Raw genomic sequence first — 18,803 nt, 5'->3', positions numbered from 1 at the left:
GCTGGGGTGTTTGTCTTTGGCGCTTCCTCAACGCACGCGCTGCCTCCGTGACCTTGACAGGGATTCTTGCGACTGGCCTGCGAAATCGATTTCCTCGTATTCGTCGCCAGATGTACATCTGGATAAGCGCCCCTTAAAGCACTTTGTTGATTGAAACCAATCAATGCGCGCCATGCTTACGGCGAGGCCCGCATTCAGTTCCAGTGCTTTGATGTTGCGCTATCGCCGTCCCACAACGCATACACAAAACCAGGCTGCGCTGACCAGAAGTTGTGATACTGTATATTCATACAGTGTCCATCGGCTTGCCTTGGCGTTTCCATGTTTGCGTTGTCCCCGTCTCTTTTCATCGCCGAAGATGTGGCGGAATGTCACGTCCGCGCTGGGTGCGTGGTGTCCGGGCTGCGTCCGCCTTTGCCGAAAGCTCCGACGGCGCCATTGCCGGAAGCGCTGCATCCAGCGTTGTGGAGCGCAGGCCGTCTGGCGCGCGGCGACGGGCGCGTTCTCGCCACGGGGTATGACTCACTGAATGTCGAGTTGCCTGGTGGTGGCTGGCCCCTCGGTGGATTGACCGAGCTGCTATGCCCGCAATCCGGTATTGGTGAATGCCGGTTGCTGCGTCCGGCATTGTCTACGCTATGCACGGGCGCAGGGCGCATTGCGCTGATTGCTCCACCGCATCTGCCGAATGCAGTGAGGTTGGTGGGGTGGGATTTCTCTCCTGAACAAATCGTCTGGGTGCGTGCTGACAAGCCGGCTGATCTTCTGTGGGCCGCCGAGCAGGTTCTGCGCAGCAAGGCTTTCGGTGGTGTGCTGATCTGGCTGAACCGGGCGCGCCAAGGAGAGTTGCGCAGGCTGCAAGTGCTGGCCCAGGCAGGAGAGAGTGCCATCTGGGTGTTTCGACCGTCCCAGGCGCAGCGTGAATCGTCGCCAGCGGTGCTGCGGCTGGGGCTGGAGCCGGCCGGTGCCGATGCGTTGTCCATCTTCTTCCACAAGCGGCGCGGGCCGTTGCGTGAATCTCCATTGCTGCTGCCGTTGGCAGATCCGCTTCGGGCCGGTCGCGCTTCCGTGGCTCCGTTGCCTGTGCCGCCTGTCGAGCCCTTCATCATGGATCCAGCCACAGCGAAATTGCTGGCCGCGCTTTCGTCTCCTTCGTCTTCAGTTGCGCTCGACGCTTTGTCGGACGCTCCCCATCAAAACCCTCCCGATCATGCCGTTCTGGATCGCGGTGCACTTGCCCCGTCTCCCTCTCGACGCGCTTCGACCCCGGTGGTCTGACCCGGCCGCGCTGCCTTTGCCGGTGGTGGTGCTGGAGCAGGAACGCGTGGTGTCGGCCAACCGTTTGGCGATGCGCGAAGGCGTGCATGCAGGCTTGCGTCGGGCGGGTGCCCAGGCGCTCGTACCGCACGCTATACAGCTTGATCGTGACAGGGCGGCCGAGGCACGGTTGGTGCAATCGCTGGCGCTTGCATTGCTGGCATTCACGCCGCATGTCACGTTGGATGTGGTGGATGAGGCAACTGTCTTGTTGGAGGTCGAGGCCAGCTTGCGCCTGTTTGGTGGGCATCGCTCGCTGTGTCGGGCAGTGAAGTATTGCGCGGTTCGGTTGGGCGCCATGCCGCAGCTTGGCACTGGGCCGACGGCACGCGGTGCGGCATGGCTTGCCAGTGCGCAGCCGGCACCGATACGTGGCCGTCGTCGCACAGCAGCCCGCCACGCGCGCCCGCGGAGGGCGGTGCGGCAGGAGCGGTTGTCGACGTTGCTCGATCAATTGCCGGTCGATGCAGTGGCGTGTCTTACGCGGCCTGATTGGCTTGAAGGCCTCGGCTGCCGCACGCTGGCTGATTTGCGGGAGTTACCACGTAGCGGCTTGCGGCGGCGCTGTGGGCCGTTGCTCGTAGATACGCTCGACGCGGCGTATGGCAACGGGCACGAGAGCTTCACCTGGTTTATCGCGCCGTTGCGCTTTGATGTGTCGTTGGAATTGCCAGGACGCATCGATAACGCGGAAGGGGTGTTGGTTGCCTCGGAGCAATTGTTGTTGCAGCTGGTCGGCTGGCTGTCGGCGCTTCAGTTGGGCGCCAAGACGTATCGACTCACGCTGGAGCACGAACGCCGGCGTGGCCGGAGCAGTGAAGACGCCGCCTCATCCACGCCAGTGGAGATCGCTCTGGCACAACCCGTTCGCACGCTGGCGCACTTGTCGCGGGTGCTGCACGAGCGCGTGCATCGGCTCACGCTGATCGCTCCGGTGGTCGAACTGCGTTTGACGGTGACTGATGCCACGCCGCTCGCGCCGCCCACGGAATCGCTGTTTCCCGAGCCCGGTGGTCGCGCTGAAGACGCTGCACGCCTGATCGACACGCTGATCGCCCGACTGGGTGCTGAGAACGTACTTCACCCGCAGCCGTGTGCCGACCATCGCCCCGAGCGCGCCAACCACTGGGTCGAGGTGAATGCCGCGACCACCGCGCAGAGCCGTGCCGCCGCGCGTCAGGCATTGGCGCAATGGCATGCGCAGCAGCCGGAGCGGCCGCTGTGGCTGCTGGAGAAGCCGATCCCGCTGCTGACACGTCAGCATTATCCGTATTACCGAGGGCGGTTGCGGCTGGTGTCGATGCCTGAGCGTATTGAATCCGGCTGGTGGGACGACGATCTCATCAAGCGCGATTACTTCATCGCCGAAGGAGGAAAAGGCGAGCGTTACTGGGTGTATCGCGAGCGCGTTTCTGCAAGCCAGGCCAACACGGGAGACGAAGACGCCCGCTGGTATCTCCACGGTTTGTTCGGCTAAGCAGTCATGACTTCGGCCACGCCGTTTCCCACGCTGCCTGACTATGCCGAGCTGCATTGCATCAGCAATTTCACGTTCCTGACCGGCGCGTCGCATCCGTACGAACTGGTGGAGCGTGCCAAGTTGTATGGTTATCAAGCGCTGGCGCTGACCGACGAGTGCTCTGTGGCCGGCACCGCGCGAGCGCTTGTGGCCTCCAAGGAGTATGAGCTGAAGCTCATCATCGGCAGCCGCTTTACGGTGCGCAATGCCGATGGCGAACCCTGGCTGCGGCTGGTGTTGCTGGCACAGAACATCGAGGGTTACGGCAACCTGAGCGAGATCATCACGCATGCGCGGCTGGCCGCCCCCAAGGGCGAATACCGCTTGTTGGCAGACGATTTGGCCGCGCCTAAAGGGGAACTTGCCCACCTGCGCGGCGTGCCCGATTGCCTGGCGATTCTATTGCCCGATTACGATCCTGATCCGCAGCAATTGCTGGCGCAGGCATGGTGGTGCCAGCGCGTGTTCGGTGATCGACTATCGATTGCGCTGGAGTTGCCGCTGCGGCACGCGGATGACCGCCATCGCGGCACGGTCGCGGCGGTATCGGAGCAGACCGATGTGCCCATGGTAGCGACCGGCGGTGTGCAGATGCACACGCGCCAACGCAAGCCGCTGCACGACGTGCTGACCGCCATCCGTTTGTCCAAGCCGCTTTCCGAGTGCGGTTTGGAACTTGCGCCCAGCGCTGAACAGGGGATGCGCACGCGCGTGCAACTCTCATTTCTCTATCAAGGCGAGCGTGGGAAGAAGATCCTGCGTCGGACGGTGGAGCTGGCGGCGTTGTGCAATTTCTCTCTCGACGAGATCGAATACGAATATCCAAGCGAAGTCGTACCGGAGGGCATGACACCGGCCGAATACCTGCACGCCGAAACGCTCGCTGGTGCCGCACGACGCTATCCAAATGGTGTGTCGGAGAAGGTGCGCGAGCAGATTCAGGAGGAACTCGGACTGATTGCCGAGCTGGGCTACGAGCCGTTCTTCCTGACCGTCTATGACGTGGTGAAGTTCGCTCATAGTGAGAAGATCCTTTGCCAGGGACGCGGCTCGGCGGCCAACTCGGCGGTGTGCTACTGCCTGGGGATTACCGAGGTGGATCCGAGCGATGGCAACACGCTGTTCGCGCGCTTTCTTTCGCGGGCGCGCAATGAGCCGCCCGACATCGACGTCGATTTCGAGCACCAGCGTCGCGAAGAGGTCATCCAGTACATCTACAAAAAATACGGTGTGACACGCACCGCGCTGGCAGCTGCGCTCATCACCTACCGCACGCGTAGCGCACTGCGTGACGTCGGCCGCGCGTTGGGCATCGATCTGGGCATCATCGAGCAGGTGGCCAAGGGGCAAGCGTGGTGGGACAGCCGCAAGGAATTTGCCCAGCGCGCAGGTCAGCAGGGGCTGGACCCGGAATCGCCGTTGGTGCTGCGCTGGGCGCAACTGGTGGATCAGTTGCGTGGTTTTCCGCGTCATCTGTCGCAGCACGTGGGCGGGTTCGTGATTGCGCAGGGCAAGCTTTCGCGCCTGGTGCCGATCGAGAACGCCGCGATGGAAAACCGCCGCGTCATCCAATGGGATAAAGACGATCTCGAGTCGCTGCGCCTGCTGAAGGTGGACGTGCTGGCGCTGGGCATGCTGACGGCCATTCGCCGCACGCTCGATATGGTGGATGCGTTGCCTGGCCGCCGAGCGCATTACAAAACGACCGACAAACTCGTCATGCAGGACCTGCCCAAAGAAGACGAGAAAACCTACAACATGATCTGCCGCGCCGAGACCATCGGCGTGTTCCAGATCGAATCGCGCGCGCAGCAATCGATGCTGCCGCGTCTGCGCCCGCGCGAGTATTACGACCTGGTGATCCAAGTAGCGATTGTGCGGCCTGGGCCGATCCAAGGCGGCATGGTGCATCCGTATCTGCAGCGGCGAGAGGCAAAGCGCAATGGCAACACCGATTGCGTGACTTACCCCGGTCCCGAGGTAAAAGCCGTGCTCGAACGCACGCTAGGTGTGCCGATCTTCCAGGAGCAGGTGATGGAGATCGCCATGAAGGCCGGCGATTTCACTCCAGATGACGCAGACCGCCTGCGCCGCGACATGGCCGCCTGGAAGCGCAAGGGCAATCTCACGCAGCATCAGGAGCGCCTGGTGCATGCGATGGTCGAGAAGAGGGGCTACGACCCTGCCTTTGTCGAAGCGCTGTGCAAACAGATGGAAGGTTTTGCCGAATACGGCTTCCCCGAAAGCCACGCGGCAGGCTTTGCCAAGCTGGCTTACGTCAGCAGTTTCCTGAAATGCCACGAGCCGGCGGCGTTTTTTGCGGCGTTGCTCAACAGCCAGCCGATGGGGTTCTATTCACCGTCGCAGCTGGTACAGGAGGCGCGGCGCAGCCATGTGCGCGTGCTGCCGGCGGACGTGACGGCCAGCGTTTGGGACAGCACGCTGCATCTCCGCGCCGATGGCGAGGTCGGTGAGAATGGCCTGGTGCAGCCCGATATCCGCCTCGGGTTGAATCGCATTCGAGGCATGCGCAAGCCGGCTGCCGAGCGAATCGAAGCAGCTCGCGCCCAGGCGCCATTTACCAGCGTGGAGGATCTCGCCCATCGCGCCGCGCTCGACCGTCACGACCTGAACGTGCTGGCCGCAGCCAATGCGCTGAAGTCGCTGGCTGGCCACCGTCGTCAGGCGCTCTGGCAAACGCTCGCCCTGCAGGAGCCCGGCCACGATCACGCGCTGCTGCGCCAGGCCCGTCCGGTGGAGGCGCCGCTCGTGCTGCCCGCGCCGCCCCTTGGTGAAGAGGTGATGGCCGATTACGGCAGCCTGGGGTTGTCGTTGCAGAGCCATCCGGTAGGACTGCTGCGCGCACGGCTCGAACGCATGCGTTTTGCCACTGCCGCCACGCTGGCCGGTTATCGCAACGGACAACTGGCGCGCGCTTGCGGCATTGTCACGGTGCGGCAGCGGCCGGGCACCGCCAACGGCACGATCTTCGTTTCCATTGAAGACGAAACGGGCGCCATCAACGTCATCCTCTGGCCCCACTTGATCGAGCGTCAGCGGCGCGAAGTGTTGAGCGCCCAACTGCTGGGCGTCTACGGCAAATGGCAATGTGAGCGCGAAACCCGACACCTTGTCGCCCAGCATCTGGTGGATCTGACCCCACTTCTGGGGCGCCTGACGACTTCCAGCCGCGACTTCCATTGATTTCCTGGCAACTGGCCGCCGCGTCACCTTCGGCACGGCAATTGCGTGACGAGAGGCACGCGCAGTCGCCCGGCCGCAAGGCAGGAGGCTCCGGTGGTTCTCTCCTGCCGGGCACCCTCCAATTGGCGGATAGGGCAAGCGCGGATCGACGGGACGTGGTGCGGATGCAAGGATTTGCGCTTGAGGCGTCACAAAAAGCGCCCGACAAGCGAAGAAAGCGGCATCTGCGCGGGAACTGACCCCGCGGGCGCCTTGTCACCATAAGCAAGGTTGACGAGATGCGCTTTCATCACGCGTCGATATTGGGTGCAGTCGAAATTACGTCTACTCTGTAGAAAACACATCTCGGAGACGGCCCCCAAAAACATGTGCAACGGCGTGCATACATGACGACCGCCGCCGTTGACGTGCTGTGTATGACCGCGGACGAAGGTGCAACCACCCGACCCGCATATTTTTAGCCCATCGTTCGGGTCCAGACCCGGCGGTGTTTCCCATCTCAGGTGCAGGAGCGAACAGATGGAACAGCCTTTCAAGCAGTTACACAGTCTGCGCAAGTCGCGCAAGCTCAAACAGGAAGATGTCGCCAAGATGGCCGGTATCTCTCGCGAAGCGTATTTGCGCGCGGAATCCGGTCGTGCCGATCCCCGCCTGTCGACGCTGATGGCCGTGGCCGGCGCGCTGGGGCTGGAGGTCGTTCTGGCGCCGCGAGAAGCCGTTGCCGAGATTGAGCGCGTGATTGCCAACCACCCGGCTCAGCCCGCGCAAGCCGGGGGCGGAGCAGAAGCCGGCCATGAGCGTTCAGAGCACGGCTCGATGGGCGGCACGGGCGGCGGTCATGGCCTGGCAGGTCAGTATCGCGGGCCGGAGCGCCATCCGCAGTCGGCCTATCACCCGAGTGCCTCGCATAGCCAGGCTGGCCAGCAAGGCGCGCCACATGCCGGCGGCAACGCGGAAGATCGCTCGCGCATGACGTCGTCGGACCGCCCCGGTGCCGGCGGCTCGTCGGGCGGCTCGGATCGTCCGGGCGGTTCGGGCTCGCGCGAGTCGTAAACAGATCGTTCCGATACAGGCCGGGCACGCAAGCGCCCGGCTTTGCGATTGAGCGCAGGAAGCGGTCGCACTACAATCGGCCGGGCAAACCGCGCCCGGCTGGTTTGTGCGCTTTTGCGCCAACGTTTCCTTTTTCTTTCGTATGAACGGCGATCCGCCACGCAAACACATGGCGCAAGCCGTGTCCCAACACCCGCCGTTCTGGCACAGCCTCAAACAAGACGTCTTCTTTTGGTCCCTGCTGGCGATTTGCGGCGCGCTGACGCTCGCGGCACCGCAGCGCATCGTCGACTATCCGGCGCTGATTGATTGGCACACCATTGCCGCATTGGCCGGTTTGCTCATCCTGACCAAGGCGGTTGAGGCCAGCGGCATGCTTCAGTTGCTCGGCCGCCGCCTCGTCGAAGTGGTCAGCAGCCAGCGTGTTCTGGCCCTCAGCCTGGTAGCGGCTTCGGCTGCGCTGTCGACCGTGTTGACCAACGATGTGGCGTTGTTCGTGATCGTGCCGCTCACCGTCGGTTTGCGGCAGGTGGCCAGCCTGCCGGTGGCGCGGCTGGTGATATTCGAGGCGCTGGCGGTCAACGCGGGTTCCGCGCTTACCCCGATCGGCAACCCGCAGAACCTCTTCCTGTGGCATCAATCGGGGCTGTCGTTCGGTGCGTTTGTCTGGCAGATGGCGCCGATGGTCGTACTGCTGATGGTCTTGCTGCTGGTGGTGACATGGCTGGCATTTGCCTCGGACGAAATCCATCTGCATGCCGAAACCGCCGATGCGGAATTGCACAAGCGCCTGCTTGTGCCCGCGCTCTTGCTGTACGTGCCGTTTCTGGTGTTGACCGATTTGGGCCACCCGCTGGTGGCGGCGGCCGGGTTGATCGTGCTGTACCTCGTCAGCGCGCGTTATGTGCTGGCGCGGGTGGACTGGGGCCTGCTGCTCGTGTTCATGCTGATGTTCATCGACCTGCGACTGGTGGCGCAGCTTGGCATCGTGCGGCAGGCGCTGGATGCACTGGCGCTGAGCAATCCCATGCATCTGTACTGGGCGGGCATCGGTGTGTCGCAGGTCATCAGCAACGTGCCGGCGGCGATCCTGCTGGCCGAGTATTCGCATGACTGGCCGATGATTGCCTTTGCGGTCAGCGTGGGCGGCTTCGGCACGCTTATCGGGTCGCTGGCCAACCTCATTGCGTTGCGCATGCTCGGGGACCGCCGTGCCTGGTGGGTGTTTCACGCGTACTCGATGCCGTTTCTACTGGCTGCGGCGGGCATTGTGTACGCGTGGCTGATGTGGCTGCGTTAGGCCGGCACGGCATCCCAATCCGGCGCAAAGGCCGGTTGGACGTAACGCAACGTTTTGGGCAAGGCAGCAATGGCGGCACGATCTGCGTCGTCCAGGCGCAACCCCAGCGCGTCGAGATTTGCCCGCTGGCTTTCAGGCCGCTGGGCCTTGGGGATGGCGATCATGTCAGGCTGCTCCAGCAACCATGCAATGGCTACCTGTGATGCCGACGCGCCGTGCTTGCGGCCAATCGCCTGCAGCGTGGCATCTTCGGCCGCGCGCCCTTGCGCCAGTGGCGCGTAGGCGGTCAGCGGAATGCCCTTGCCGCCCAGGTAGCTCAGCAGCGCCGATTGGTCCAAAAACGGGTGGTATTCCACCTGCACACAAGCGAGGGGCGCGCTGATCGTTTCGATGGCGGTTTTGAGCATCGCCAGGTTGAAATTACACACGCCAATCGCCCGCACGCGGCCGCTTTCACGCAGCGCCATCATCGCTTCCATCGTTGCCGCCATGTCCATGCCGGGCGCGGGCCAGTGGACGAGATACAAGTCGACGTAATCGAGTTTCAGCTTGGCAAGGCTCTGCTCCAACGCCAGAGGAACGGCGCGCGGCGCAAGTTGGTCATGCCAGACCTTGGTGGTGACGAACACCTCTTCCCGCGGCAGGCCCGAGGCAGCGATGGCCGCGCCGACAGCGTCTTCGTTGGCATACATCGCGGCGGTGTCGATGTGCCGATAACCGAGCGCCAGCGCGCTCTCGACGGCGGGTTGGCACACGTTGCTTGCCATGCGGAATGTGCCGAGCCCCAGCCGGGGAATGGAAACACCTTGCGTCTTCAATGCGTGTTGCATGTGCGGCTCCTTCGGTTGCCATGAACGATGGACGCCATGGTGCCGATTGCCGATCTTTGAATAAAGTGCGTACCATGCAAATCATTCGTGAAAAAACTCCCGCAATAGCCGCGAAAGGGAAGGGATTGCATGACGTTCGATGGGCAATTGTTCTCCGGCATTACGCTGCTGGCGGCTGTCGTGGAAAGCGGCAGCTTCGTGCGCGCCGCCGATGCGCTCGGGTTGTCACCGTCCGGAGTGAGCCGCGCCGTCAGCCGCTTGGAAGCGCGCATCGGCGTGCGGCTGATTGAGCGGACGACGCGTTCGCTCACGCTCACCGACGAAGGCCGCCGCCTCTACGAACAGGTCAGCCCACACCTGACGGGCATTGCCGACGCCGCAGCGATGGCCTCCGGTGCGGTGGGTGCGGTGCAGGGGCGCTTGCGGGTGAATGTCGATCCGTTTTTTTCGCGGATGGCCCTCGCGACGCCGGTGGCCGGTTTTCTGGAGCGCCATCCGGACTTGTCGCTTGAACTCATCATGCGGGACGACGTCGGCGATCTGGTCGCCGACGGGTTTGATCTGGCCATCCGCTTCGGGCCGCCGCCCGTGGGTTCGTTCGTGGCCCGCAAGCTGGTCGAGACGCGCATCGTGACGGTGGCATCGCCGGATTACATCGCGCGACGCGGTAAGCCGGCGCATCCGCGCGATGTGCCCTCACACGAGCGCATCCTGTTCTACAACCCGGTGACGGGGCGTCCGTACGAGTGGGAGTTCTGGCGCCAGAATGAACGCATCGAGATCCGGCCCGCCGGGCGGTTGATGGTGTCGGACGTGCGCACGATGCACGCGGCATGCGTTGCCGGCGCCGGTATTGCGCAGGTGATGGCGCTCGGTACAGAGGAGCTGCGGCGCAGCGGTCAGCTGGTCGACCTGTTCCCTGATTGGCCGGACGAGCGCTTTGCGCTGTACGCGCTGTATCCGTCGCGCCGTTACCTGCCGGCCAAGGTGCATGCGTTTATCGATTTCTGCGTCGAGAACCTGCCTGCGGGCTAGCGCACAAAGCACTGCGGCCGCGCTAGGCGGCCGCAGCAGATCAAGCAAAAAAACGTCAGACCTTCTTGGCTGCCATCACGGCTTCCGACACGTTGCGCGGTGCTTCAGCGTAGTGCTTGAACTCCATCGTGTACGTCGCGCGGCCCTGGCTGAGCGAACGCAGGTTGGTGGAGTAGCCGAACATCTCGGCGAGCGGCACCTCGGCGTGCACGACCTTGCCGCCGCCGCCCGGAATGTCTTCGGTGCCTTGCACCATGCCGCGCCGCGATGACAGGTCGCCGATCACGTTGCCCATGTAGTCTTCCGGCGTTTCCACTTCCACGGCCATCATCGGTTCCAACAGGATGGGGCCGGCCCTGCGCATGGCCTCTTTGAACGCCATCGAGCCGGCCATGCGGAACGCGTTTTCGTTCGAATCCACGTCGTGGTACGAGCCGAAGGTCAGGCGCACCTTCACGTCCACCACCGGATAGCCCGCCAGCACGCCCGTGTTGAGCGTGTCGCGGATGCCCTTGTCCACCGCCGGGATGAACTCGCGCGGGATCACGCCGCCCTTGATCTCGTCGACGAACTCGTAGCCCTTGCCGTCGTTGGGCTCCAGCGTGATGACCGCGTGGCCGTACTGGCCGCGTCCGCCCGACTGCTTGACGAACTTGCCTTCGACGTCTTCAGCGGCCTTCTTGATGGTTTCGCGGTAGGCCACCTGCGGCTTGCCGACGGTCGCTTCCACGCCAAACTCGCGCTTCATGCGGTCGACCAGGATTTCCAGGTGCAACTCGCCCATGCCCGAAATGATGGTCTGGCCGGATTCCTCGTCCGTCTTCACGCGGAACGACGGGTCTTCCTGCGCCAGCCGGTTCAGGGCGATGCCCATCTTTTCCTGGTCGGCCTTGGTCTTGGGCTCCACAGCCTGGCTGATGACGGGCTCAGGAAATTCCATGCGCTCCAGCACGATGACGTGCTCCGGATCGCACAGCGTTTCGCCCGTCGTCACATCTTTCAGGCCCACGGCAGCCGCGATGTCGCCGGCCAGCACTTCCTTGATCTCTTCGCGCTGGTTGGCGTGCATCTGCAGGATCCGGCCCAGGCGCTCGCGCTTGCCCTTGACCGAGTTGTAGACCGTGTCGCCCGAATTGATCTTGCCCGAATACACCCGGAAGAACGCCAGCTGGCCGACGAACGGGTCGGTCATGATCTTGAAGGCGAGGGCGGCGAAGGGTTCGGTGTCGCTGGCGTGGCGCTCGAGGGGTTCGTCCTTCTCGCCGTGGCCCTGGATGGATGGAATGTCCACCGGAGACGGCAGGTAGTCGACCACCGCATCGAGCATCGCCTGCACGCCCTTGTTCTTGAACGCGGAGCCACAGAGCATCGGCACGATCTCGCCGGCGATGGTGCGCTGGCGCAGGGCGCGCTTGATCTCGGCTTCGGAGAGCGTCTCGCCGCCAAGGTACTTGTCGAGCAGGGCTTCATCGGCCTCGGCAGCGGCTTCGACCATCTTGTCGTGCCATTCCTGCGCGGTGGCCTTCAGCTCTTCGGGAATGTCGGTGTACTCGAACTTGACGCCCTGGCTGGCGTCATCCCACACGATGGCCTTCATCTTGACGAGGTCGACCACGCCGCGGAAACCGTCTTCCGCGCCAACGGGAATCTGGATCGGTACCGGGTTGCCCTTCAGGCGATCGCGCATCTGGCGCTCAACGCGGAAAAAGTCCGCACCGATGCGGTCCATCTTGTTGACGAACGCGATGCGCGGCACCTTGTACTTGTTGGCCTGGCGCCAGACGGTTTCCGACTGCGGCTGCACGCCGCCCACGGAGTCATAGACCATGCACGCGCCGTCGAGCACGCGCATGGAGCGCTCGACCTCGATGGTGAAATCGACGTGGCCGGGGGTGTCGATGATGTTGATGCGGTATTCCGGGCGGTCCCCCGCCATGCCGCGCCACATGCAGTGCGTCGCGGCGGACGTGATGGTGATGCCGCGCTCCTGCTCCTGCTCCATCCAGTCCATCGTGGCGGCGCCGTCATGCACCTCGCCTATCTTGTGATTGACCCCGGTGTAGAACAGGATGCGCTCGGTCGTGGTGGTTTTGCCGGCGTCGATGTGCGCCGAGATGCCGATGTTGCGATAGCGCTCGATGGGGGTCTGGCGGGGCATGATGTTTCTCTTCCGTTGAAGGACACTCGCATCGCCGACTCCGCACCATGCGAAGGGCGAATGTGCGAGTGGGAACACATTATAGGATCGGTCCTAACCCATCGCATGTAGGGGTATTGGACGAAATTTCACCCCCTGCCCATCTCATATCCGAGCTGGTGGAGGCGCGCAAAGTCCAGCAGTTCGATTTCTCCGTAGGCCAGCCTGAGGATGCCGCGCGCTTCGAAATCCTTCAAAACCTGGTTCACGGTCTGACGGGACAGGGACAGCAACTGCGCAAGCTGCTCCTGTGGCACGTGCAGCACACGCCGCGTGCCGAGGCGCAGGTCGCCGTAGCCGTCGGCCATCAGTAGCAGGCGCCGCGCCACCCGCACGGGGGCGGGCAGGAGGGCGGTTTCTTCCAGCACGATGAATGTCAGGCGCAGCTTGTGAGTCAGCAGCAGGGCAAACGCATGCAGCAGCGCGGGCGAGCCGTCCAGCAGGGCAATCAGCGCCGCCTGCGGCATATGGAGCAATATCGTAGGGCCGTCGGCGCGGGCGTCATGCGTGCGGGGCTGCCGGTCGAACACGCCGATCTCGCCAAACCAGTTGACCGGCTCCAGCACGGCCAGCAAGGCTTCGCGCCCGTCTGCGCTGGTGGCGCCGATGCGGATCGTGCCTTCCACCACGCAGTACAGACCGTCGGGCGCGTCGCCACGCTGGAAGAGGATCTCCCCGGCCCCCAGGCGCCGCACTGCCGCGATGTCGATCAATGCCTCTTGCAAGGTCGCGTCGAGCGTGCCAAACCAACTGCTGGCGTGCAGGCGTTCGCGGTAGGAGCGGGCGTCCAGCGTGCCGGATGGGGCGACGGGTTGGTCCATGGGGGCGGCTGAAGGGCGCTTCGGAAACGTCGAATGTGTCGGCTACGCGACAGAGCGGCGTGGCGTTCACTGATTAGGATGAAACGATCATAACGAGCGTGCGGCTGGAGCGTCCATGCTGCAAACGCACAAAACCGGAGGCCCTCATGCGCAACCTGTCTGACCATCTTTCCAACTACGCCGCCTACCACCAGGACGGCCGTAACATCGCCACGCACTTTGTCGGCATCCCGGCGATCGTGCTCGCGGTCGCGGTGTTGCTGTCGCGGCCTGTGCTGGCAGACCTGTCAGGCGTGCCCGTGACACCCGCGCGGATCGTGCTGGCGCTGACGACGCTGTTCTACCTGCGCTTGGACGCGGTGTTCGGCGTGGTGATGTTCGGGTTGATCGCCGCGTGCGTTTGGGTGGGCAACCATGTCGCCGCGCATTCGACGGCGGCCTGGTTGTCAGTGGGCATCGGCCTGTTCGTGATCGGCTGGATCATCCAGTTCGTCGGCCACTATTACGAGGGGCGCAAGCCGGCGTTTGTCGATGATCTGGCAGGGCTGGTGATCGGCCCGCTCTTCCTCGTGGCCGAGACGGCGTTTGCCCTGGGTTTGCGCACCAAGCTGCGCGACGAGGTGGTCAGCCGCTCCCACGCCATGCGAGCCGCGATGGGCGTCAAGCACGCTACCGCCTGAGCTGCCAGCGTCAGGCTATTTCTCATTTCTATTCAGACTTCGCGGCCGGCTGAAAAACCGGTGCGCGATTCTGCATGCCGGCCAGCACCGCCTCGCGCTGATTTGGCGTGCCGATCAGCCGGTCCTGCTCGACCGACTCGGCCTGCAGAATGGCAGCGGTGTCGCCGTCTTCCACAACGCGCATCAAGCGCTTGCCTGCACGGATGGCGTCGGGACTCTTCTGGGCAATGTCGTGCGCCGCCGCCAGCGCCGCCGCGCGCGGATCGTCCACCACGTGCGTCGCCAGGCCCAAGGCGGAGGCTTCTTCGCCGTTGACGATGCGGCCGCTGTAGATCAGCTCGCGCAGGCGATCCGGGCGGACCAAGCCGCGCGTGAGCGCCATGCCGCCCATGTCGGGCACCAGGCCCCATTTGATTTCCATGATCGAGAGGCGCGTGTCGGCGGTCACGTACCGCACATCCGCGCCCAGCGCGATCTGCAATCCGCCCCCGTACGCGACACCATGCACCGCAGCCAGCACAGGCACCGGCAGATCGCGCCACACCGTGCAGGCGTACTGCGGCAGATTGGCCGCGCCATGCGTGCGCTTGGCAAGACGGCCGGCGCTGAGGTCGGAACTTGCATCGCTGCTGCCCAGGCTCGCCATGCTCGCCATGTCCAGCCCCGCGCAGAAGGCACGCCCCTCGCCTGACAACACCACGGCACGCACGTCCGTCTCGCTCATCAGACGTTCACCCACGGTGACGAGCGCTTCGAACATGGCCGGGTCGATGGCGTTCATTTTCTCGGGGCGGTTGAGCCGGACTTCAGCCACGCCGGCGTCGATGCTGAGCAGGATGCGGTCAGTCATGGAGAGGTGTTCTGTGTGAGGTCAACGTCGAATCAATCGGGAGCGATGACCAATGCGTCGCGCTTGTCCTTCACCTGCGCCCAGTGCGCATGATCGGGCAGCGGCGGTTGCACCTTGGTCAGTCGGGGCCAGTCGGCGCGGCGCGAGAGCTGTGCGTTCAGCGCGATGAAGTCCTGCTGATCGGCCGGCACCTCGGCTGCGGGATAGATTGCGCCCACCGGGCACTCCGGCACGCAGATCGAGCAATCAATGCATTCATCTGGATCGATTACCAGGAAATTGGGGCCGGCGTGGAAGCAGTCCATGGGGCAGACGGCGACGCAGTCGGTGTATTTGCATTGGATACAGGATTCGGTGACTACATATGGCATTGCGGGGCGGTATTCGGAAGCCGTTTGGAAATCGCCCGAAATTATGCTCCATCAACCGGTGTGCCAGTGCCCAAGGCCGCGTCGCCCCGGATCACGCCGTGGCGGAAAACAGGCTTCCCGAGCTTTTCCCTTCAGCTTGCTGCGCCTGTGCGAGTTGGCCCTGCGCAGTTTCAAGTGCTGCCGATACCGCGCTCGCTTCCGTCGACAGTGCCTGCAGTTTGGCGGCGGCCTCCTTGTCGACACTGGCTTGTTTTGATTCGGCCTCGATCTGGCGCTGCAACGCCGAAAGCCGTTGCCGCAGCGCGTTGATCTGCGCCTTCAACTGCTTGACCACGGGGCTGTCGCCGGATTCCGCGCCATCGTTCGATGATGCTTTCAGGCCAGTTGAAGAAGGGGCTCCATCTGCCGTGGGGCGAACTTCATCGCCTTTTGACGCGGATGGGGGCGTCATTGCGCTCTCGGCTGAAGCGTTGGGATGCCGGCTCAGCGACGGGAGCGCGGCATTGATGGCGACGGACGGATCGACTCGCATAGCATTGTTTTTCGTTGGACTTTGGCAAGGCGGTCATGCGCTTGCCGCTATACATCGCAACCTCCTTCGGCATGTTCTTCCGGAACTTGAGGAGGTGCGCAGTCGAAATCGACGCCGCGCATCGTCTGGCCAAGTCATTGGTCGAGTTGCCGCCGCTCGAAAAAGCCGATCTAACTGGTTGATCTACATGCGAAAAATCCAAATCGCCGATCGGCGTTGAACGCGGGGGAGGGCCGGTTCGCAAGCTCGACTCTTATATAAGATATAAGACATTTGACCGTGAGGGGTTATTGCGATTAGAATCGCGCCCAAGCGGCGCCCCGGACAGCTCGGCGCGCCCGAAAAGATTCCCCTGTAACGTCATCTCAGCAGGTCTTCCATGCTTGAAAACTATCGCGCTCACGTGGCCGCTCGCGCCGCGCTCGGTATTCCCCCGTTGCCGCTGACGGCTCAACAGACCGCCGAACTGGTCGAACTGCTGACCAATCCGCCCGCTGGCGAAGAACAGACGCTGGTCGACCTGATCACGCATCGCGTGCCCGCAGGCGTGGACGAAGCCGCTCGCGTGAAGGCCGGCTTCCTGGCCGCTGTGGCCAAGGGCGAGACCGCCTGCGCGCTGATTTCGCGTGCCCACGCCACCGAGCTGCTCGGCACGATGCTGGGCGGCTACAACATCCAGCCGCTGATCGAACTGCTGTCCGACGCCGACGTCGGCGCCACGGCCGCAGAAGCGCTGAAGAAGACGCTGCTGATGTTCGACCAGTTCCATGACGTGAAGGAACTCGCCGACAAGGGCAATGCCAACGCGCGCGCCGTGCTGCAAAGCTGGGCCGACGCCGAATGGTTCACGAGCCGCCCGGAAGTGCCGGAAAGCCTGACCATCACCGTGTTCAAGGTCACGGGCGAAACCAACACCGACGACCTGTCGCCGGCACCGGACGCCACGACCCGCCCGGACATCCCGATGCACGCGCTGGCGATGCTGAAGAACGCGCGCCCCGGCATCACGCCGGAAGAAGACGGCAAGCGCGGCCCGGTCAAGTTCATCGAGTCGCTGAAGGAAAAGGGCCACCTGGTCGCCTACGTGGGCGACGTGGTCGGGACCGGCTCCTCGCGCAAGTCGGCCACCAACTCGGTGCTGTGGTTCACGGGTGAAGACATCCCGTTCGTTCCGAACAAGCGTTTCGGCGGCGTATGCCTCGGCGGCAAGATCGCCCCAATCTTCTACAACACGATGGAAGATGCCGGCGCGCTGCCGATCGAACTCGACGTGTCGCAGATGGAAATGGGCGACGTGGTCGAACTGCGCCCGTACGAAGGCAAGGCATTGAAGGACGGCAAGGTGATCGCCGAATTCCAGGTCAAGTCCGACGTGCTGTTCGACGAAGTGCGCGCCGGCGGCCGCATTCCGTTGATCATCGGCCGCGGCCTGACCGCCAAGGCGCGTGAAGCGCTGGGCCTCGCACCGTCGACGCTGTTCCGCCTGCCGCACCAGCCGGCCGACAGCGGCAAGGGCTTCTCGCTGGCGCAGAAGATGGTCGGTCGCGCGTGCGGCCTGCCGGAAGGCCAGGGCATCCGTCCGGGCACGTACTGCGAACCGAAGATGACCTCGGTCGGCTCGCAGGACACCACCGGCCCGATGACCCGCGACGAACTGAAGGATCTGGCGTGCCTCGGCTTCTCGGCCGACCTCGTCATGCAGTCGTTCTGCCACACCGCCGCGTATCCGAAGCCGGTGGACGTGAAGACGCACCAGACGCTGCCGAACTTCATCAGCACGCGCGGCGGCATCGCGCTGCGCCCGGGCGACGGCGTGATCCACTCGTGGCTGAACCGCATGCTGCTGCCCGACACCGTCGGTACCGGCGGCGATTCGCACACGCGCTTCCCGATCGGCATCAGCTTCCCGGCAGGCTCGGGCCTGGTCGCCTTCGCCGCCGCTACCGGCACGATGCCGCTGGACATGCCGGAATCGGTGCTGGTCCGCTTCAAGGGCAAGATGCAGCCGGGCGTCACGCTGCGCGACCTCGTCAACGCAATTCCGCTGTATGCCATCAAGCAAGGCATGCTGACGGTTGCCAAGCAGGGCAAGAAGAACATCTTCTCGGGCCGCATCCTCGAAATCGAAGGCCTCCCCGACCTGAAGGTCGAGCAAGCGTTCGAGTTGTCGGATGCATCTGCCGAGCGTTCGGCCGCCGGTTGCACGGTGCACCTGAACAAGGAACCGATCATCGAATACCTGAACAGCAACATCACGCTGCTCAAGTGGATGATCGCGCAGGGCTACCAGGACGCCCGCAGCCTGCAGCGCCGCATCAAGGCGATGGAAGCATGGCTGGCGGATCCGAAACTGCTGCAACCGGATGCCGATGCCGAATACGCTGCCGTCATCGAGATCGACCTGGCCGACATCCACGAGCCGATCGTCGCCTGCCCGAACGACCCGGACGACGTGAAGACGCTGTCCGACGTGGCCGGCGCGACCATTGACGAAGTGTTCATCGGCTCGTGCATGACCAACATCGGTCACTTCCGTGCCGCGTCGAAGCTGCTCGAAGGCAAGCGCGACATCCCGGTCAAGCTGTGGGTCGCGCCGCCGACCAAGATGGACCAGAAGCAACTGACCGAAGAAGGCCACTACGGCGTGTTCGGCACGGCCGGCGCGCGTACCGAAATGCCGGGCTGCTCGCTGTGCATGGGCAACCAGGCACAGGTGCGCGAAGGCGCGACGGTCATGTCGACGTCCACGCGTAACTTCCCGAACCGTCTGGGCAAGAACACGAATGTGTATCTGGGCTCGGCGGAACTGGCGGCGATCTGCTCGCGTCTGGGCAAGATCCCGACCAAGGAAGAGTACATGGCCGACATGGGCGTGCTCACCGCGAACGGCGACAAGATCTACCAGTACATGAACTTCGACCAGATCGAAGACTTCAAGGAAGTCGCCGACACCGTGCAGATGTAAATGCGTTGTCGCAGCCGCGTCGGGTTGTTCCCGACGCGCTGATGTGTGATGTGAAAAAGGCGCCGTGGGCATTCAACCCACGGCGCCTTTTTCTTTTTGATGCTTCGCTGGATTCCGCCGCTGGGCGGA

Annotated in this window: 14 protein-coding genes; 8 read left to right on the top strand and 6 right to left on the bottom strand. The window is 63.7% G+C overall.

Features of this window, described 5'->3' with window-relative positions; genetic code table 11:
• Positions 1 to 321 precede the first annotated feature (321 nt).
• From imuA to FUT88_RS23475, 5 genes are all read left to right on the top strand, one after another.
• The gene (gene imuA / locus FUT88_RS23495) at positions 322 to 1,278 is read left to right on the top strand and encodes a translesion DNA synthesis-associated protein ImuA (protein WP_147218837.1); all 957 of its coding nucleotides are present in this window, start codon (positions 322 to 324) and stop codon (positions 1,276 to 1,278) included.
• Entirely contained in the window at positions 1,211 to 2,794 is a 1,584-nt protein-coding gene (locus FUT88_RS23490) for a Y-family DNA polymerase (RefSeq protein ID WP_147218835.1), read from the top strand. The genes imuA and FUT88_RS23490 overlap by 68 nt, the downstream gene beginning before the upstream one ends.
• A gap of 6 nt (positions 2,795 to 2,800) precedes the next feature.
• Positions 2,801 to 6,040: an error-prone DNA polymerase gene (locus FUT88_RS23485; RefSeq protein ID WP_147218833.1), complete on the top strand. Its 3,240-nt coding sequence runs from the start codon at positions 2,801 to 2,803 to the stop codon at positions 6,038 to 6,040.
• Positions 6,041 to 6,559: 519 nt separating this feature from the next.
• On the top strand, positions 6,560 to 7,093 hold the full coding sequence (locus tag FUT88_RS23480; RefSeq protein WP_147218832.1) for a helix-turn-helix domain-containing protein: 534 nt from the start codon (positions 6,560 to 6,562) through the stop codon (positions 7,091 to 7,093).
• 142 nt (positions 7,094 to 7,235) lie between these two features.
• Positions 7,236 to 8,393 (top strand): SLC13 family permease, encoded by a 1,158-nt coding sequence (locus tag FUT88_RS23475; RefSeq protein WP_147218831.1) that lies wholly within the window; start codon positions 7,236 to 7,238, stop codon positions 8,391 to 8,393.
• Here FUT88_RS23475 and FUT88_RS23470 read toward each other — a convergent pair.
• Positions 8,390 to 9,223, bottom strand: coding sequence for an aldo/keto reductase (locus FUT88_RS23470; RefSeq protein ID WP_147218829.1), 834 nt, complete (start codon positions 9,221 to 9,223; stop codon positions 8,390 to 8,392). The two genes, FUT88_RS23475 and FUT88_RS23470, sit on opposite strands and share 4 nt — an antisense overlap.
• Before the next feature lie 129 nt (positions 9,224 to 9,352).
• Between FUT88_RS23470 and FUT88_RS23465 the strand changes: the two genes are divergently transcribed.
• Positions 9,353 to 10,258 carry a LysR family transcriptional regulator gene (locus tag FUT88_RS23465; RefSeq protein ID WP_147218827.1) on the top strand — a complete coding sequence of 302 codons (906 nt, stop codon included), beginning with the start codon at positions 9,353 to 9,355 and terminating at the stop codon, positions 10,256 to 10,258.
• A gap of 55 nt (positions 10,259 to 10,313) precedes the next feature.
• Here the strand turns inward: FUT88_RS23465 and fusA are convergent, their stop codons facing one another.
• Together fusA and FUT88_RS23455 are read right to left on the bottom strand one after the other, a co-directional pair.
• The gene (gene fusA / locus FUT88_RS23460) at positions 10,314 to 12,416 is read right to left on the bottom strand and encodes an elongation factor G (protein WP_147218825.1); all 2,103 of its coding nucleotides are present in this window, start codon (positions 12,414 to 12,416) and stop codon (positions 10,314 to 10,316) included.
• Between the two features lie 128 nt (positions 12,417 to 12,544).
• The gene (locus FUT88_RS23455) at positions 12,545 to 13,276 is read right to left on the bottom strand and encodes a Crp/Fnr family transcriptional regulator (protein ID WP_147218823.1); all 732 of its coding nucleotides are present in this window, start codon (positions 13,274 to 13,276) and stop codon (positions 12,545 to 12,547) included.
• A 146-nt stretch (positions 13,277 to 13,422) separates the two neighbouring features.
• Between FUT88_RS23455 and FUT88_RS23450 the strand changes: the two genes are divergently transcribed.
• Positions 13,423 to 13,956, top strand: a complete 534-nt coding sequence (locus FUT88_RS23450) for a DUF962 domain-containing protein (RefSeq protein ID WP_147218821.1) — start codon at positions 13,423 to 13,425, stop codon at positions 13,954 to 13,956.
• A gap of 28 nt (positions 13,957 to 13,984) precedes the next feature.
• Here FUT88_RS23450 and FUT88_RS23445 read toward each other — a convergent pair whose 3' ends face one another.
• From FUT88_RS23445 to FUT88_RS23435, 3 genes are all read right to left on the bottom strand, one after another.
• Positions 13,985 to 14,806, bottom strand: coding sequence for a crotonase/enoyl-CoA hydratase family protein (locus tag FUT88_RS23445; protein ID WP_147218819.1), 822 nt, complete (start codon positions 14,804 to 14,806; stop codon positions 13,985 to 13,987).
• Between the two features lie 32 nt (positions 14,807 to 14,838).
• Positions 14,839 to 15,177, bottom strand: coding sequence for a ferredoxin FdxA (fdxA, locus tag FUT88_RS23440; protein WP_027678878.1), 339 nt, complete (start codon positions 15,175 to 15,177; stop codon positions 14,839 to 14,841).
• A gap of 91 nt (positions 15,178 to 15,268) precedes the next feature.
• On the bottom strand, positions 15,269 to 15,709 hold the full coding sequence (locus tag FUT88_RS23435; RefSeq protein WP_147218817.1) for a hypothetical protein: 441 nt from the start codon (positions 15,707 to 15,709) through the stop codon (positions 15,269 to 15,271).
• Between the two features lie 379 nt (positions 15,710 to 16,088).
• Here FUT88_RS23435 and acnB point away from each other — a divergent pair, with 379 nt between their 5' ends.
• A complete protein-coding gene (gene acnB / locus FUT88_RS23430; RefSeq protein ID WP_147218815.1) occupies positions 16,089 to 18,674 on the top strand; it encodes a bifunctional aconitate hydratase 2/2-methylisocitrate dehydratase in 2,586 nt (861 codons plus the stop codon).
• Positions 18,675 to 18,803: the final 129 nt, after the last annotated feature.

It is taken from the genome of Ralstonia sp. TCR112 (genome assembly GCF_007997035.1).
GTDB classification, from domain to species: Bacteria; Pseudomonadota; Gammaproteobacteria; order Burkholderiales; family Burkholderiaceae; genus Ralstonia; species Ralstonia edaphi.
This window is presented reverse-complemented; position numbering and strand designations above follow the sequence as displayed.

Coding starts and splice junctions, on each gene's coding strand:
- FUT88_RS23445 (WP_147218819.1), bottom strand. CDS start 14,806: ATGACTGACCGCATCCTGCTCAGCATCGACGCCGGCGTGGCTGAAGTC.
- FUT88_RS23450 (WP_147218821.1), top strand. CDS start 13,423: ATGCGCAACCTGTCTGACCATCTTTCCAACTACGCCGCCTACCACCAG.
- acnB (WP_147218815.1), top strand. CDS start 16,089: ATGCTTGAAAACTATCGCGCTCACGTGGCCGCTCGCGCCGCGCTCGGT.
- FUT88_RS23465 (WP_147218827.1), top strand. CDS start 9,353: ATGACGTTCGATGGGCAATTGTTCTCCGGCATTACGCTGCTGGCGGCT.
- imuA (WP_147218837.1), top strand. CDS start 322: ATGTTTGCGTTGTCCCCGTCTCTTTTCATCGCCGAAGATGTGGCGGAA.
- FUT88_RS23455 (WP_147218823.1), bottom strand. CDS start 13,276: ATGGACCAACCCGTCGCCCCATCCGGCACGCTGGACGCCCGCTCCTAC.
- FUT88_RS23475 (WP_147218831.1), top strand. CDS start 7,236: ATGAACGGCGATCCGCCACGCAAACACATGGCGCAAGCCGTGTCCCAA.
- fdxA (WP_027678878.1), bottom strand. CDS start 15,177: ATGCCATATGTAGTCACCGAATCCTGTATCCAATGCAAATACACCGAC.
- FUT88_RS23490 (WP_147218835.1), top strand. CDS start 1,211: ATGCCGTTCTGGATCGCGGTGCACTTGCCCCGTCTCCCTCTCGACGCG.
- FUT88_RS23470 (WP_147218829.1), bottom strand. CDS start 9,223: ATGCAACACGCATTGAAGACGCAAGGTGTTTCCATTCCCCGGCTGGGG.
- FUT88_RS23435 (WP_147218817.1), bottom strand. CDS start 15,709: ATGCGAGTCGATCCGTCCGTCGCCATCAATGCCGCGCTCCCGTCGCTG.
- FUT88_RS23480 (WP_147218832.1), top strand. CDS start 6,560: ATGGAACAGCCTTTCAAGCAGTTACACAGTCTGCGCAAGTCGCGCAAG.
- FUT88_RS23485 (WP_147218833.1), top strand. CDS start 2,801: ATGACTTCGGCCACGCCGTTTCCCACGCTGCCTGACTATGCCGAGCTG.
- fusA (WP_147218825.1), bottom strand. CDS start 12,416: ATGCCCCGCCAGACCCCCATCGAGCGCTATCGCAACATCGGCATCTCG.